The 16,338-nt window shown below is 31.2% G+C and carries 18 protein-coding genes; 14 read left to right on the forward strand and 4 right to left on the reverse strand.

All coding sequences use genetic code 11. The features are described from left to right. The first annotated feature begins 34 nt into the window (after positions 1 to 34). The 4 genes from VCM48_RS07620 (at position 35) to porT (ending at position 3,868) form a co-directional block, all read left to right on the forward strand. A complete protein-coding gene (locus VCM48_RS07620; RefSeq protein WP_440122624.1) occupies positions 35 to 1,429 on the forward strand; it encodes an OmpP1/FadL family transporter in 1,395 nt (464 codons plus the stop codon). A 99-nt stretch (positions 1,430 to 1,528) separates the two neighbouring features. Then, positions 1,529 to 2,422, forward strand: coding sequence for a NifU family protein (locus VCM48_RS07625; RefSeq protein ID WP_440122625.1), 894 nt, complete (start codon positions 1,529 to 1,531; stop codon positions 2,420 to 2,422). 20 nt (positions 2,423 to 2,442) lie between these two features. Then, positions 2,443 to 3,171 carry a bifunctional demethylmenaquinone methyltransferase/2-methoxy-6-polyprenyl-1,4-benzoquinol methylase UbiE gene (ubiE, locus tag VCM48_RS07630; RefSeq protein ID WP_099215517.1) on the forward strand — a complete coding sequence of 243 codons (729 nt, stop codon included), beginning with the start codon at positions 2,443 to 2,445 and terminating at the stop codon, positions 3,169 to 3,171. 1 nt (position 3,172) lies between these two features. After that, positions 3,173 to 3,868 (forward strand): type IX secretion/gliding motility protein PorT/SprT, encoded by a 696-nt coding sequence (gene porT, locus VCM48_RS07635; RefSeq protein WP_440122627.1) that lies wholly within the window; start codon positions 3,173 to 3,175, stop codon positions 3,866 to 3,868. A 293-nt stretch (positions 3,869 to 4,161) separates the two neighbouring features. Here porT and VCM48_RS07640 read toward each other — a convergent pair whose 3' ends face one another. The 3 genes from VCM48_RS07640 to VCM48_RS07650 are packed head-to-tail and all read right to left on the reverse strand — an operon-like array spanning position 4,162 to position 5,795. Then, the gene (locus VCM48_RS07640; protein ID WP_440122628.1) at positions 4,162 to 4,980 is read right to left on the reverse strand and encodes a mechanosensitive ion channel family protein; all 819 of its coding nucleotides are present in this window, start codon (positions 4,978 to 4,980) and stop codon (positions 4,162 to 4,164) included. Between the two features lie 50 nt (positions 4,981 to 5,030). Continuing rightward, on the reverse strand, positions 5,031 to 5,219 hold the full coding sequence (locus tag VCM48_RS07645) for a hypothetical protein (protein ID WP_482272186.1): 189 nt from the start codon (positions 5,217 to 5,219) through the stop codon (positions 5,031 to 5,033). A 6-nt stretch (positions 5,220 to 5,225) separates the two neighbouring features. Beyond that, positions 5,226 to 5,795 carry an RNA polymerase sigma factor gene (locus tag VCM48_RS07650; RefSeq protein WP_274639634.1) on the reverse strand — a complete coding sequence of 190 codons (570 nt, stop codon included), beginning with the start codon at positions 5,793 to 5,795 and terminating at the stop codon, positions 5,226 to 5,228. A 218-nt stretch (positions 5,796 to 6,013) separates the two neighbouring features. Between VCM48_RS07650 and VCM48_RS07655 the strand changes: the two genes are divergently transcribed. Both VCM48_RS07655 and rpe read left to right on the forward strand, forming a co-directional pair. Beyond that, positions 6,014 to 6,877: a sigma-70 family RNA polymerase sigma factor gene (locus tag VCM48_RS07655; protein ID WP_028891227.1), complete on the forward strand. Its 864-nt coding sequence runs from the start codon at positions 6,014 to 6,016 to the stop codon at positions 6,875 to 6,877. 150 nt (positions 6,878 to 7,027) lie between these two features. Then, complete coding sequence (rpe, locus tag VCM48_RS07660; RefSeq protein ID WP_482272187.1) at positions 7,028 to 7,684, forward strand: ribulose-phosphate 3-epimerase; 657 nt, start codon at positions 7,028 to 7,030, stop codon at positions 7,682 to 7,684. A gap of 399 nt (positions 7,685 to 8,083) precedes the next feature. Here rpe and VCM48_RS07665 read toward each other — a convergent pair whose 3' ends face one another. Then, the gene (locus tag VCM48_RS07665; protein ID WP_099215523.1) at positions 8,084 to 8,503 is read right to left on the reverse strand and encodes a CBS domain-containing protein; all 420 of its coding nucleotides are present in this window, start codon (positions 8,501 to 8,503) and stop codon (positions 8,084 to 8,086) included. Between the two features lie 142 nt (positions 8,504 to 8,645). On the opposite strand from VCM48_RS07665, the gene VCM48_RS07670 reads away from it, so the two are divergent. From VCM48_RS07670 to VCM48_RS07705, 8 genes are all read left to right on the forward strand, one after another. Beyond that, complete coding sequence (locus VCM48_RS07670; RefSeq protein WP_099215524.1) at positions 8,646 to 9,278, forward strand: Crp/Fnr family transcriptional regulator; 633 nt, start codon at positions 8,646 to 8,648, stop codon at positions 9,276 to 9,278. A 65-nt stretch (positions 9,279 to 9,343) separates the two neighbouring features. Beyond that, the gene (locus tag VCM48_RS07675; RefSeq protein ID WP_482272188.1) at positions 9,344 to 10,327 is read left to right on the forward strand and encodes a Tll0287-like domain-containing protein; all 984 of its coding nucleotides are present in this window, start codon (positions 9,344 to 9,346) and stop codon (positions 10,325 to 10,327) included. A gap of 4 nt (positions 10,328 to 10,331) precedes the next feature. Beyond that, on the forward strand, positions 10,332 to 10,631 hold the full coding sequence (trxA, locus tag VCM48_RS07680; protein WP_482272189.1) for a thioredoxin: 300 nt from the start codon (positions 10,332 to 10,334) through the stop codon (positions 10,629 to 10,631). A 75-nt stretch (positions 10,632 to 10,706) separates the two neighbouring features. Continuing rightward, positions 10,707 to 12,035 (forward strand): cytochrome ubiquinol oxidase subunit I, encoded by a 1,329-nt coding sequence (locus VCM48_RS07685; RefSeq protein ID WP_482272190.1) that lies wholly within the window; start codon positions 10,707 to 10,709, stop codon positions 12,033 to 12,035. A gap of 3 nt (positions 12,036 to 12,038) precedes the next feature. Then, the gene (gene cydB / locus VCM48_RS07690; RefSeq protein ID WP_482272191.1) at positions 12,039 to 13,115 is read left to right on the forward strand and encodes a cytochrome d ubiquinol oxidase subunit II; all 1,077 of its coding nucleotides are present in this window, start codon (positions 12,039 to 12,041) and stop codon (positions 13,113 to 13,115) included. A 122-nt stretch (positions 13,116 to 13,237) separates the two neighbouring features. Next, a complete protein-coding gene (locus tag VCM48_RS07695) occupies positions 13,238 to 13,765 on the forward strand; it encodes a DUF2202 domain-containing protein (RefSeq protein ID WP_482272192.1) in 528 nt (175 codons plus the stop codon). A 121-nt stretch (positions 13,766 to 13,886) separates the two neighbouring features. Beyond that, positions 13,887 to 15,200, forward strand: coding sequence for a TolC family protein (locus VCM48_RS07700; RefSeq protein ID WP_482272193.1), 1,314 nt, complete (start codon positions 13,887 to 13,889; stop codon positions 15,198 to 15,200). Positions 15,201 to 15,207: 7 nt separating this feature from the next. Continuing rightward, the gene (locus VCM48_RS07705; RefSeq protein ID WP_482272194.1) at positions 15,208 to 16,281 is read left to right on the forward strand and encodes an efflux RND transporter periplasmic adaptor subunit; all 1,074 of its coding nucleotides are present in this window, start codon (positions 15,208 to 15,210) and stop codon (positions 16,279 to 16,281) included. Positions 16,282 to 16,338: the final 57 nt, after the last annotated feature.

Below are 16,338 nucleotides of genomic sequence, written 5' to 3' on the forward strand. Positions count from 1 at the left end.
TTTCAAGACAAGTTTTTAACGAATTAATGAAAAAATGAAAAGAATTTTAACCTTCGCGATAATTATCGCTAGTACGTATACTGCCTACTCGCAATCTTTAGGCTACAATGATTTAGGAATTTTATTTTCAAAAGACGATAATTATGGAACCGCTCGTTTTGAAGCAATGAGTGGAGCCTTTGGAGCATTAGGTGGAGACATATCTTCTTTTGGAATTAACCCAGCTGGTAGTGCCGTTGCTATTAAAAGTACTTTTGGAGTAACTTTAGGCAATAGAAACACTACTTATACAGCTAATTATTACGGAAATACAACAGAAACGGAAGATGACTTTTTTAATATTACCCAAGCTGGTGGTATTTTATCTTTTGATTCTGCTCATAACTCTGACTGGAATCGTTTTGCATTAACCTTTAACTATAGGTTAAAAAGCGACTTTGAAGGTTTATTCTCTTCACAAGGTAATAGTGGTCAAGCATTATTCAATGAACACCCTGATGATATAACCAATCAATTTAATAACGGACAAGAGCAACGCTTTTTTAATTCTACCTACGGAGAGAGTAGTATTTTTGAAATGGGATTCTCTGCTGTACATCTAAACAAGTTATATGCAGGAGCTAGTATAAAATTTCATAATTTTAGCTTTGGTCAAGTTACCGAACTTAGAGAGGTTAATGAAGACGATAATGGAAACACCTTAACAGCTCTTAACGTTCAAGATAGCTACTTTGAAGGTAGCGGAGTTTCTTTTAGTGCTGGTTTTATTTATAAGGTTAATCAAAGCTTCCGTTTCGGATTAGCTTATGAAACCCCAACATGGTACAATGAAGTTTTTGAAGATAGTAACTTAGATGTTTTCGATCCAAATGACTCTAGATATGATGATTGGGTTGGTTACACTGAAATATCAGCCACAAACCAAGATACAGATGTTAATAGCGGGGAAGAATTTTATTCAAATATTTTCAGACTACGAACACCAAGTAAACTTACTGCTAGTGCGGCATTTGTTTTTGGTAAACAAGGTTTAATAAGTGCCGATTATACTTACAAAGACTACAGTGGTACAAAATATAGAGAAAACGACCCTTATTTTATAGAAACTAATCAAAACTTTGATAATGATTTTAAAGGTACCCACTCCTTAAATATTGGTACCGAGTGGCGTTTTGACAAAATGAGTGTTCGTGGTGGTTATCATTATGAGCAAAGTCCTTATAAAAATGCTTTAGACGATGATAATATTTCTGGGTTTTCATTAGGACTTGGTTATAATTTCGGAAACGTTAAGTTTGATTTATCATATACTAATTCAGAAAACAACAGTCCGTACTATATTTATAATTCACCTGCTGTAGATGTAGATCCTATCGAATTAACAACCGATACTTCTCGAATCTCTGGAACAATTACTTTCAGTTTATAATTCATAAAAAACATATAAGAAGAGTCCTGCTATATGCAGGACTTTTTATATATACATATCTCAGTTTTTTACCGTAATTTTGCTTCTTATTTACAACTTATGAGTTCAATAAAAATAAACATACAAGAAACTAATAACGAAACCATTCTAAAGTTTGTTAGCAACAAAATTTTAGTTAATGGTGGTAGTTATGAATACAATAATATAGACGAGGCTAAAAACTCTCCGTTAGCACAACAACTATTTTACCTTCCTTTTGTAAAAAAGGTATTAGTTACAGCTAACTTCATTGCTATTCAACGATATGATATTGTTGAGTGGAGCGATGTTGAAGAAGAGGTTCGCGAGCAAATAGAAGCTTACATCCAAGATGGTAATTCTGTAGTAAAAGAAGAAACTACCAAAAAAGATGCTGTTGAAGTATATGCTGAAGTTACTCCAAACCCTGCAGTAATGAAATTTGGAACCAACAAAGCTTTAACACAAACTGATGTTGAGTATACAAATATTGAAGAAGCCAGCAAATCTTCTCCTTTAGCACAAGCTTTATTTAGCTTTCCTTTCGTCAAAGAAATTTTTATTTCTGAAAACTATATATCAATCACCAAATACGATATGATTGAGTGGAATGAAGTATATCAAGAAGTGCGTACTTTTATTCGTAGTTACATTCAGGAAGGTAAAAAAATTATTTCTGAATTACCTAAACAACAAACTAAACAAAACGTTGAAGTTCCTAAAGAGAATTTAACTGATACTGAAGCTAAAATTGTTGATATTTTAGATGAATATATAAAGCCTGCTGTAGCTTCTGACGGTGGTAATATTGCTTTTCAGGCATACGATGCTGATAGCAAAAGAGTAAGTGTTATTTTACAAGGAGCTTGTAGTGGCTGCCCATCATCAACAGTAACATTAAAAAATGGTATTGAAACAATGCTTAAAGAAATGTTACCTAATCAAATTAATGAAGTAGTTGCCATTAACGGGTAATTCCAAACCAAATAAAATATATGTCTGAAAAGATTAAACCATATAAAGATTCTGAATTAGGAAAGAAAGAACAAGTTGCTCAGATGTTTGACAATATTTCTGAAGATTATGACGGGTTAAACCGTGTTATTTCTTTAGGAATAGATGTTAGCTGGCGTAAAAAAGTAGTAAAACTAGTAGGAGAAAATAACCCACAACAAATTTTAGATATTGCTACTGGTACAGGTGACTTAGCTTTAATGATGTCTGAATTAAACCCTGAGAAAATTGTAGGTTTAGATATTTCTGAAGGAATGCTACAAGTGGGAAGACAAAAAATAGCTAAAGCAAATTTGTCCAATAAGATTAAGATGATTGTTGGCGATAGCGAAAACATCCCTTTTCCTGATAATACTTTTGATGCAATTACTGTTTCTTTTGGAGTTAGAAACTTTGAAAACTTAGACAAAGGTTTAACCGAAATATTACGCGTGTTAAAACCTGGAGGTAAGTTTGTCGTATTAGAAACCTCTAACCCTACCAAATTTCCTTTTAAGCAAGGATACAAATTGTATACTAATTATATTTTACCTATTATTGGTAAACTCTTTTCAAAAGATAAAGTTGCCTACTCATATTTATCAGAAACAGCAAATACTTTTCCTTTTGGAAAGGCTTTCAACAATATTTTACAAAAAAATGGGTTTAAGAATGCAAAGAATATACCTGTAACATTTGGTGTTGCATCAATTTATACCGCTTTAAAATAGTATGTTAAAAAAGCTTTTACTTTTCGGAATTTTAGTAGCGTCCTTATCTACGCAAGCACAAAGAGAAAAAATATTAAAACTTCCTAGTTTTGATAAACCTCTTTTTCACTATGGTTTTTACCTTGGTGCTAATAATAATGGTTACAAAATTTCTTATGCTCCAAGTGATTTTGATAATGCTGAAATCGAAGTAGAATCATCTATTGGTTTTAACGTAGGTTTAATTGCTGATTTAAGATTGCATAACAATATTAACCTTCGTTTTGAACCTGGACTAATGTCCAACACAAAAACATTACGATTTAAACATATAGCTGGTGCAGATAACGTAAATACTCGAGAAGTAGGTGCTACATACTTACATTTACCACTACTTTTAAAATTTAGCACTAACAGACTCAACAATATGAGGCCTTATGTTATTGGAGGACTTTCATATGATCATAACTTTTCAAGTAACGAAAGAAATAGTGATGATAACTTTGCTGGTGAATTTAGAACTACAACCAACAACTTTATGTATGAAATAGGAATAGGTGTTGACTTTTATTTAAGTTACTTTAAATTTTCTCCTTCAATAAGAGGTGTTTTTGCCATTAATAACGAAGTTAAATACGACAATAAGTCTTCTCAATGGACTGATCCTATTGACTTCTTGGGAACCAGAGGAGTGTTTTTACACTTAGCTTTTGAATAAGATTTATAAAACAATTACAATAAAAAATAAAAGGCTTTCTAAATTAGAAAGCCTTTTTTAGTTTAAAAATAATATGAAGTCCCCCGAATTCTTATTACTCTATACTTGTTAGACACACTTTATTTTCTTAGGTCACATTTATTTTATCTTAAACAAAAAAAGACCGCAAAAATGCGGCCTTATTTCATAAAGATTTCTCTTTATTAGTTGGATAGAAGTCCCCCGAAATCTATCGTACTGTTAAAAACATTGTTTTTAGCGTTTTCAAAGATATAAAAAATTGTTAATTTTTATTATTTTTTTATAACTATTTTATTGTCAACTACATCTTTAATTGGTAAAATCACCTTACCTCCTTCTGTATTGATTGTAATACATATATTATCTATAGCAACTACTACACCTTCTACATCATCTATTACAACCTTTTCTCCTATTGAAATGTTTTTTCTTGAATAATAACCAAAAAGCAACCTAGAAACAGCATCTCTGGCACCAAAGCCAAAAGCTAAAGTAAAAGCCAATAATACAGAACCTATTAAAAGAGTTAAATTACTTTTAATTACCGATGTATCAACCCCTGCTTGGTCTAATGCCGTTATAGATAAGAACACTACAATTAGATAAAAAGCTATATTACCTACTAAATTACCTCCAGATACTTCAAGAGATTTAAACATAGATTGAATTGCTTTTTTTACCATAGTTCCTAGATAAGCCCCTCCTACAAAAATACCTACAGCTGTTAATAGCTTAGGTAAATACGCAAAAAAGCTTCTAATCCCCTCAGACACTACAGTTAAGCCAAACATTTCGGCTCCAACCATAACAAAAACAAAAATCAAAAACCATTTTAACACGGCCAAAATAACATTGGTTAGTACAATATTTATTGTGCTACTACCAAAAATTTCTGTTTTCCTAAGCTTTTTAGACCATTCATCTATTTTAGTTTTGGCTAATGCTTTTCTAACAAGGTATAAAAAGATTTTTATAACAAGCCAAGAAATAATTACAAAAGCTAAAAATCCTACTACAGTTGGTAATGAATCAATGATATCTTGAAAAATATCCTTAAAAGGGGTTAAAAAATCTATATTTAAAAAACTCATAACTTTTATGTATATATAGTATGTATTTGGTTAGTTTAAACTAGTTAGTATCATTTCTTTTTTCCGTTTGGTTCAGTAGTCCCTCCTATCAAATCAACAATAGCATTAGGATACTTAACCACGAATAAATCAGCCATATCTATTGATAGCTTAATCATTGCCACATCATTAAGTACTTTGTCTTTTAGTACTTCTGGCAATTCTTCGTTATGTAATATTTTTTTAAATGGATTATCCATAATTTATTACAATTCGTTATACGCTTTCACCACTTTTTCCTTAGCTCTTTTTAAACGCATTTTTACTGCGCTTTCCCCCAAATCTAACCCCGCTGAAATATCTTTAATACTCATTTCATCTTGGTACTTCATTAATAAAATCATTTTCTCTGAAGGAGAAATCATTTCGAGTGCTTTTGCCAATTTATCTGACTTTAACTCAAATAGTGTAGCGTCATCAATATCATCAATATTACTTTCTTCTCTTATTTCATCAGTTACTACTGTTACCTTTTCTTTTTTCTTCTCCTTATTTCTCTGTACATAATTAACACAAAAATTATAAGTAAAAGAATATAGCCAAGTAGAAAACTTAGATTTTCCTTTAAAAGTTCTCAATTTAACAAATAAACGAATAAATACATCATGTGTTAAATCTTGAGCCTCTTCTTTATTTTTGGAAAATCCGTAGCACTTGTTATACACCACGCCAGCATAACGATCGTATAAAACAGCAAATAAATGAGTATCATTTTTTTCTACTATTTTACGAACCAAATCTTCGTCGCTTATTTTCTTTACATCAATACTCTCCAATGGGCAGTATAGTTAGTTTCCTCCTTAGTTATACATCAATTTAGACACTTGGTCCGTTACGTGGTCACTTAATTATTGTTTTAATAACAAATTTTAATATTTATTTAACAAATAGACGAAAATTTTCAAAAAACACAAAAAACTTTGTAACATTATTCTAACTGCATACGTATAAGTTAATGTAGACTGATTGATAAATTAAAATATACTTGAAGTAGATGAGACAACTAAAAATTACAAAACAGGTTACCAATAGAGAAACCGCGTCTTTAGATAAATATTTGCAAGAAATAGGAAAGGTAGATTTAATTACTGCTGATGAAGAAGTTGAATTAGCACAAAGAATTAAAGCTGGTGACCAAAGAGCCCTTGAAAAACTAACTAAGGCTAACTTACGTTTTGTGGTATCGGTTGCTAAGCAATACCAAAACCAAGGATTAACATTACCTGATTTAATTAATGAAGGTAATTTAGGATTAATTAAAGCTGCTAAACGTTTTGATGAAACGCGTGGTTTTAAATTCATTTCATATGCTGTATGGTGGATTCGTCAGTCTATTTTACAAGCGTTGGCTGAACAATCACGTATTGTACGTTTGCCATTAAACAAAATTGGTTCTATTAACAAGATTAATAAAATGTATGCTTTCTTAGAGCAAGAAAATGAGCGCCCTCCAAGTGCTGAAGAAATTGCCAAGAAATTAGACATGACTGTTAATGATGTTAAGGAGTCAATGAAAAATTCTGGTCGTCACGTATCGATGGATGCTCCTTTAATTGAAGGTGAAGATTCAAATTTATACGACGTATTAAACTCAGGTGAATCACCAAACCCTGATAAAACTTTATTACACGAATCATTACGTATCGAAATTAATCGTGCGCTAGAAACATTAACTCCACGTGAAGCTGATGTTGTAAAACTATACTTTGGTTTAGGAGAGCACCAACCAATGACTTTAGAAGAAATTGGTGAAACTTTTGATTTAACTCGTGAACGTGTTCGTCAAATTAAAGAAAAAGCCATCAGAAGATTAAAACACACATCTCGTAGTAAGATTTTAATGACTTACTTAGGTTAATAATATAAACAACAACAAATAGTTATCGTAACTATTCGTTTTTTGATTAATGAATGAAAGCTCTCAAATTTGAGAGCTTTCTTTTTGGTTTTTATGCTCTTAGTTTTAACTATATTTGCAATTAATAACAACGCAACAACTTATATATTAATGGAAAAACTTGTAGCCCCATCAATTTTAGCGGCTGATTTTGGTAACCTACAACGTGATGTTGAAATGGTTAATGATAGTAAAGCAGATTGGTTTCATATTGACATTATGGACGGTGTTTTTGTACCAAATATTTCTTTTGGAATGCCTGTTTTAAAATCAATTGCAAAACACGCTAATAAAACTATTGATGTACACTTAATGATTGTAGATCCTGATCGTTACATTCAAACTTTTGCTGATTTAGGCGCCGATATTTTAACCGTACATTATGAAGCTTGTACTCATTTACATAGAACTGTACAGGCAATAAAAGCTGCTGGTATGAAAGCTGGTGTTGCATTAAACCCGCATACACCTATAGCCGTTTTAGAAGATATTATTACAGATTTAGATTTGGTTTGTATTATGAGTGTAAATCCTGGATTTGGAGGTCAATCATTCATTGAAAATACCTACAAAAAAACTCAACAGTTAAAAAACTTGATTGAATTTAGTGAAGCTTCAACTTTAATTGAAATTGACGGAGGTGTAACTGACCAAAACGCTAATAAACTTGTAGAAGTTGGTGCTAATGTGTTGGTTGCTGGTAGTTTTGTTTTCAAAAGCGATAATCCTACCGAAACAATTGAGAATTTAAAAACTATTATAAACTAAAAGTCAAAGCGTATTTAGAAAAATTTCTAAATACGCTTCTAGTTTAACAGCCCTATAATCCCTTAAAAGGGTTACTAAATATGAATAGTAAATATTAATGTAATCTTGTTTAGGATTAACTTATTCTCCACTACAAATAACATCATTCATACAAACATAGCCTCGAGGAAGTGGTTCACAGTTATGACACAAAACGTAAATCCATCCTCCATTAATTGATTTTTGTTCTGACTTATTCAAAACCGAACCTAAATTTGAAATGTTTTTTAACATGATAAAGTATTTTGAGTTTCTCAAAAATAAATTCTACAAAACAATTTAACTCAAAAAAAACCATAATAAAAGTATGGTTTTACCATAAATTTCAACTTTTCATATCCACTTATATTAAAGAAAGGACTAAAATTGCTCTAATAGGTAATAAATTAAATCAGTGGTAGTTACAATCCCTACTAATTCATTATTATCAACAACTGGCAAAGCATGAAACTCTTTTTTTGCTAAAATCTCAGCTACCTCTTTAATCGTTGTATCTGAGTTTACAGTTACCAAATTTTTCGCCATCACTTGGTCTATTGTAAACATATTATACACCACAGTATCAACGTCGGTTTCATTTTCATCAACTGCATCTGCAAAACTTATTCGTAATAAATCTGTATAACTTAACATTCCTTTTATTTCATTTCCACTAACTACTGGAATGTGTCGTATATGTTCTTTTTTAAATATTTTCTCTGCCGTCATTAAATCATCAGTACTACTTAATGTAATTACATCTTTAGTCATTATAACTGAAACTGGTGTTCTTTTTTTCATTTTTGTAAGGTTTTGTGTTATTATTTACTTCAAATTTCAGTAATAAAAACAAGTATAAACCTGATTAAAATCATAGATTATCATCTATTTTATTTCTATCTAAAATGTAATTATTTAACTATTTTTACAAAAACATTTTATCTTGATAGAAGATTTACAGAAATACTACGGTTATTTATTTGAGGAAGCGTTATTAAAAGAAATAGCTGATGTTGCTATAGCTAAAGAAGTAAAAGCTAATGAAGTTATTATTGATATTGGCAGTTATATTACTTCTATCCCTCTGTTATTAAGTGGTGCCATAAAAATTTTACGTGAGGATAAAGAAGGAGACGACTTAGTTTTATACTACATAGAAAAGGGAGACACATGCGCCATGACCCTTTCGTGCTGTATGGGACAAACTAAAAGTAAAATCAAAGCTGTGGCTGAAACCGATGTAAAGCTATTGATGATTCCTAAACAAAAAATGAGTGAATGGCTTAGCAAGTATAAAAGCTGGCAAGAATTTATTTTGCATAGCTACCATAGTAGATTACAAGAGTTTATTGATGCTATTGACACTATTGCTTTTTTAAATATGGATCAGCGTTTATTAAAATATCTAAAAGACAAAGCTTTAGTAAACCAAAACGAAACAATTAGCGTAACACACCAACAAATAGCTAATGACTTACATACTTCTAGAGTAGTTATTTCAAGACTTTTAAAAGCTTTAGAAAAAAAAGATAAAATAGAACTGAATAGAAATCAGATTAAAGTGTTAGAACTTTAACCTTGTAACCTAAGTTACATTTTTTACAAGAGAATCGTTCTACCTTTATGGTAAAAATTAGAACGATGTACAAGTTTATTATCTTAATTACTGTATTATTCTTTTTTAGTTGTAATCAATCTAAAAAAAGTGATTATTCAAAAAAGAACACTAAAGAAGTTACAGTTGAAAAAGCTACTCACCCTTCTGGCAAAAAATTATTAGAAACAAAATGTTTTGTATGCCATAACTCCTCTACTCCAAACAACGAGAGAGTTGCACCTCCAATAATCGCTATTAAAGCTCATTATATTGGTGAAAACACTTCAGAAGAGGAGTTCACTAATAACTTTCTCAATTTTGTATTAAACCCTACGAAAGAAAATGCAGTGATGAGAGGAGCTGTAAAACGATTTGGACTAATGCCTTATCAAAAATTTGAGGAAGAAGATCTTAAGAAGATAGCTAATTATCTATATAACTATAAAATTGAAGAGCCTAGTTGGTTTAAAGAGCATTGGGAGTCTAAGCAAGGTAAAAGCTATATTAATTCAGGGAGAAAAATAAGTCAAAAAAATACTAAAAAAACTCCTGAAGAAATTGGATTAACATATGCTATGGAAACAAAAAAAATATTAGGTAAAAACTTAATGGGAGCTATTCAAAAGAAAGGAACTTTACATGCTTTACAATTTTGTAACGAAAAAGCCTACAAGCTAACCGATAGTATGGCTACAAAATTTAATGCTTCCATTAAAAGAGTTTCAGACAAACCAAGAAACCTCAACAACACTGCAAACACTGAAGAATTAAACATTATTGAAGGATACAAAAGAGTTGTAAGTAACAAAGAAGAAATTAAACCTGTTACAAAACAAGTAGGTAACAAAACCAAATTCTATTATCCAATTATAACAAATAGTATGTGCCTACAATGTCATGGAACCCCTAACACACAAATAAAACCTGAAACTTTAAAAGGATTAACTCTCCTATACCCTACCGATAAAGCTCAAGGTTATGATGTAAATCAGGTACGAGGAATTTGGAGCATAACATTTAAAAATTAAAATTATGGGAAAATTTTCTGAAATAATTAAAGGAGACAAACCTGTTTTGGTTGATTTCTTTGCTGAATGGTGTGGTCCATGTAAAATGATGGCTCCTATATTAAAAGAAGTAAAAGAAGATTTAGGAGAAAGTGTTATTATTTTAAAAATAGACATTGATAAAAATCAACAAATAGCCAATACCTACCAAATTAGGGGTGTTCCTACCTTTATGCTTTTTAAAGAAGGCAAACTATTATGGAGACAATCAGGAATGTTATATAAGAACGATTTGGTTAGTATTATTAACAACCATGTGAAATAATATCATTATTTTTATTCCTCTTTATTGCTACTAAAAAAACGTTCTTATTTAATAACCTCATAAACAATCTTCGGTATGGAAGACATGCTCTTTTATGATAGAATGCAGTTTGCTTTCACTATTACTTTTCACTACTTATTTCCACAATTAACAATGGGACTGTCGTTAATGATAGTCTTCTTTAAATGGAAATTTTTAAGAACTAAACTTGAAAAATACAACGATGCTGCTAAGTTTTGGATGAAAATCTTTGCTTTAAACTTTGCCATGGGAGTAGTTACAGGAATTCCTATGGAGTTTCAATTCGGAACTAACTGGGCTAAGTTCTCCGAGCTAACTGGTGGTATTATAGGTCAAACATTAGCTATGGAGGGGATGTTTTCTTTCTTCCTAGAATCTTCCTTTTTAGGATTATTTTTATTTGGTGAAAAAAAGCTAGGACATAAACTTCATTTTTTAACTGGATTCCTTGTCTTTTTAGGTTCTTGGGCAAGTGGCTTTTTAATCATTGCTACACATTCTTGGATGCAAAATCCTGTAGGCTATGAAATACTAGCCAACGGTAAGTTTGTACTAAATAACTTTTCAGCTTTATTCTCAAACCCATGGTTATGGCCTTCTTATTTACATAATCAAGCAGCCTCCTTGGTTACCAGTTCTTTTGTAGTTGCTGGTATTGGAGCTCTTTATCTTTTAAACAAGAAGCACTTAGAATTTGGTAAATTATTTTTAAAAACTGGAGTTATTTTCGGAGTTGTAGCATCTATTTTAGTTGCTTTTCCTACAGGTGATTTAGCCGCTAAAAATGTAGTAAAATATCAACCTATAACCTTTGCCGCTATGGAAGGAATATTTGAAACAGAAAAAGGAGGTTCTGAAATAGTTCTAATTGGACAACCAAATATGCTGGAGAAAAAATTAGACAATAAAATTGCTGTTCCTAACATCTTAAGCTTTTTAACCTATCAAGAATGGAATGCAGAAATTAAAGGACTAAATGAATTTGATGAAAAAAGCTACCCAACAAACATACCGGGTTTATATTATGCATATCATATAATGGTGGGGTTAGGAACTATTTTTATTGCTTTAATGTTAGCTAGCATTGTTCAATTATTTAGAAAAAAATTATACCAAACAAAATGGATCTTGTGGTCTTTACTCTTCATGATTCCATTTCCTTATATTGCTAATACCACTGGCTGGTATACTGCTGAACTAGGACGTCAACCTTGGTTAGTTTATAATTTACTACGAACATCTGCTGGAGCATCTCCTACAGTATCATCAGGGAACACTTTATTTACTCTTTTAGGATTTGTCGGATTATATCTACTATTAGGAATGTTATTTTTAATTTTAGTTGGAAAAATCATTAACAAAGGACCTCAAACAACACGTTAAGTTATGGAACTATTTTGGTATGTAGTATTAGTTACAATGTTAGCCATTTATGTTATTTTAGATGGTTATGATTTTGGCGCAGGAATTATTCATTTATTCTTTGCTAAAAAAGAAGAAGACAAAAAAAAGGTTGTAAAAGCAATAGGTCCATTTTGGGATGCAAACGAAGTATGGTTGATTGCTGCTGGTGGTGTTTTATTTTTTGCTTTCCCTACTTTATACGCTTCATCATTTAGTGGTTTTTACCTCCCTTTAATGATGGTTTTATGGTTACTAATTTTTAGAGCTATTGGTTTAGAGCTTCGTGGACAAATACATAATAAAATATGGGAAAGTATTTGGGATAAAGCTTTTGGAATTGCCAGTTTACTTCTTGCCTTATTTTTTGGAGTTGCATTAGGAAATGTCGTACGTGGTGTTAATCTAGGAAATGTGGTAGGTGGTGTTTCAACTCATGAATCTCATTATTTCTTCCTTCCTTTATGGAATTCAGAATTCTCTCCTCATTCTGAAACACTTGGTGTTATTGATTGGTTTACTTTACTTCTAGGAATTATTGCAGTAGTATCACTAACAATTCATGGTGCCAATTGGGTAATTTTCAAAACCAATGCTAGTATTAATAACCAATTAAAAAAAGTTGTTTTTACTCTTTCTTTTGTTTTATTAGGCTTAGTAATTATTTCATTATTCGCTTGGCATATTATAGAACCCAAACCATTTCATAATTTTATAGAACATCCTTTCCTTTGGATATTTCCTTTACTAACGTTTGTAGGCTTGTTTGGTTTGTTCAACGTAAAAAAACATACAAAGCACATCACTGGTTTTTTATATTCTTCGTTGTTTTTATTAGGAGGCTTGGCAACTACAGTCGCTTCAATTTTCCCTAAAGTTTTGCCTTCAACTAATAATATAAATCCAGATTTAACAATTTACAATGTAGCTGCTGACGAATACGGTTTATCTGTTGGTGTAAATTGGTTTTTTATAGCTGCGATACTAGTAGTTGTTTATTTTGTTATTCAGTATAAAGTTTTTAAAGGAAAAATGGATGATGTAGACTATGGCGAACATTAGTCTAGTTCTTTTACTTAGCTAAATAAAAAACATTCTATTAAAACCTTACTCCTATGTAACTAAAGTTGCAGACTACAGCTTACACAATATTTAAATTAGTATATAATTTAAAAGCTGTTATTATGAAAACTTTAAATACAATAGGCTTGCTATTCTTATTACTTTTTTCAAGTATTAGTAGCTCTTGCCAGAATACAAACAATACCGATCTTACTCTTTCTCAACAAGAAAAAAACGAAATGCTTTTTATGTTAGAGGAAGAAAAATTAGCTTTTGATGTTTATAACTTCCTTAATGAAAAATGGAACCTACGTGTTTTTGAAAACATCAGTCAAAGTGAAGAACGACATATGAACGCCATGAAAGGTTTATTACAATACAATAATATTGCCTTTATCTTAAATAAAGAAAGAGGTGTTTTTAAAAATTCTGAACTTCAAAAGTTATATGATGAGTTAGTAAATAAAGGACAAAAATCTAAACTAGATGCACTTGAAGTAGGTAAGTTAATTGAAGAAAAAGATATTGAAGATCTACAGTTAGCTATTAAGAACACCAATGATGAATACAGTATAAATATATATACCAATTTATTAAACGCTTCATTCAACCACTTAAACGCATTTAACAGAAACATTTCCAAGTATTAGTTGATTTTTTAATTGTTAGTAAATAACGTCTAGACTTTTGTTTAGGCGTTTTTTCATTGTAACATTAGTTACTGACTACTATGCTTTATGCCACTAATTTTGCTATAACAAAACAGTAAAAATGAAAACAACATATATAAGTTTATTTATGGTAGCACTTTTTATATCTGCTACTACCCTATCTCAAACTAAAATTTCCATTTCAAAAGGTGAAGTTTTAAAAAGAGTTCAGGAAAATAACACCTCTTTAAAAATATCTGAACAAAACTATCAGCAAGCACGTGCCGATTATAAGCAAACCAATGCTGTATTCTTACCAAATATTACTGCCTCTCATACAGGAATTGTAACAACTAATCCATTAATGGCATTTGGTAGTAAGTTGAATCAGGAAATTTTGACACAGGCAGATTTCAATCCTGATTTATTAAACAATCCGAAACGAACACAAAACTTCGCTACTAAAATTGAAGTACAACAACCTTTAGTGAATTTAGACGGTATTTACCAACGTAAGGCTGCTAAAACTAAAATGGAAGCAACCAACTTGCAAACACAACGTACTCAAGAATATTTATTACTTGAAGTAGAAAAAGCATACATGCAATTACAATTGGCTCACAAGGGAGTTTCAGTATTAGAAAAAGCCTTAAAAGCTGCGGAAGCAAACCAACAAATGGCAGAAAACAGCTTTCAACAAGGGTATTTACAACGTGCAGATGTATTAGCCGTTGAAGTTCGAGTTACCGAAGTAAAAAATCAATTACAAACTGCAAAGAGTAATGTACTAAATGCCTCTAACTACTTGTCTTTTTTAATGAATGAAAAACAAAACAACATTTATGAACCTTCAGATAGTTTACAAGTACACTTAACGAATCAACTAGCTGATATTACCATTTCTGAAAACCGCTCAGATATTAAAGCGATGGAATTAGCTTCTGAGGCTTATCAAAAAATGCACAAAGCAGATAAAATGGATTTTCTTCCTCGCTTAAATGCTTTTGGTAGTTACGAACTATACGATGATAAAATTTTCAATGCAGATGCAAGTGGTTATGTAGTAGGAGCACAATTAACTTGGGATATTTTCAAAGGCTCTAAACGCTACGGAAAAGCACAAAAAAGCAAAGCGCAGTATGAAAAGTCTAGATTAGAATACGAACAGTACAAATCTAAAAGTCAATTAGAATTGAATAATACTAAACGATTGTTAACTGATGCTGAGGAACAATTAAAGTTAACCGAATTAGCCTTACAACAATCAGAAGAAGCTTTACGAATCAGAAAAAATAGATTCAAAGAAGGACTAGAGAAAACGTCCGATTTATTAATGGCTGAAACACAATACGCTCAAAAACAATTAGAATATTACCAAACCGTATATCAATACAACTATACCAAAGCTTACTTAGATTTTTTAACTAAAGAATAATCAACAAATGAAAACTATATATACAATCGCTCTTGCCGCATCACTTTTAGCATTAAGCTGTGGTAAAAAAGAAACAACAAACAATAACAACAAACCAACAGTAGCTGTAAAAGTTGTCAAAGTAACCGCTAATGATAACAATCCTTTTATAACAGCAAGCGGAAAAGTGGAAGCTACCAACAGTGCTGAATTAAGTACTCGTATGATGGGTTATGTAACTAACATACACGTAAAAGTTGGTGACAAAGTAAACAAAGGTCAATTATTATTATCTATCAATAACAGTGACTTACAAGCTAAGAAAGCACAAGTAGAGGCTAACATTATTAAAGCGAAAGCAGGATTTTCAAGTGCTGAAAAAGATTACAATCGCTTTAAAAACTTATTTGAACAAAATAGCGCTTCTCAAAAGGAGTTTGACGATATCACTGTTCATTACAATGTTGCCAAAGCGAATTTAGAAGCTGCAAAACAGATGAGAAATGAAATCAATTCTCAGTTTGCTTACACGAATATCAGAGCTCCATTTTCAGGAGTGGTAACTAACAAATTTATCGATAAAGGTGCAATGGCGAATCCTGGAATGCCTTTAATTTCTGTAGAAGGAAAAGGTGAATTTGAAGTAACTGCGTTAGTACCTGAAAGTGAAATTTCTCAAATTAAAAAAGACACAAAGGTTGATGTAACCATTAAATCAATCAATAAAACGGTTACAGGAAAAGTATCAGAAGTTAGTACCTCAGCAAAAAACACAGGAGGACAATACTTAGTTAAAATTAACCTAGATAAAACCGATGTGAAATTGTTATCAGGAATGTTTGCTACGGTTCAGTTTCCTGTTGAAAAAACACAAAAAAGTACTGACATGGTTTTAATTCCGTCAGAAGCTTTAGTACACAAAGGACAACTATCAGGAATTTATACGGTAAGTCAAAGTAATACAGCTGTGTTACGTTGGTTACGCTTAGGAAGAACTTTTGGAGATCAAGTAGAAGTTTTATCAGGTTTATCTGCCAATGAAAGCTATATCCTTTCTTCTGAAGGTAAACTTTACAACGGAGCTAATATTACAATTAAATAAGTAAAAAATTGCGTTAGGGATAGAAGCAAGCTACCATGTAGCGCGAATAGCCCGACC

The organism is Tenacibaculum sp. DPLXC6, from assembly GCF_056815515.1.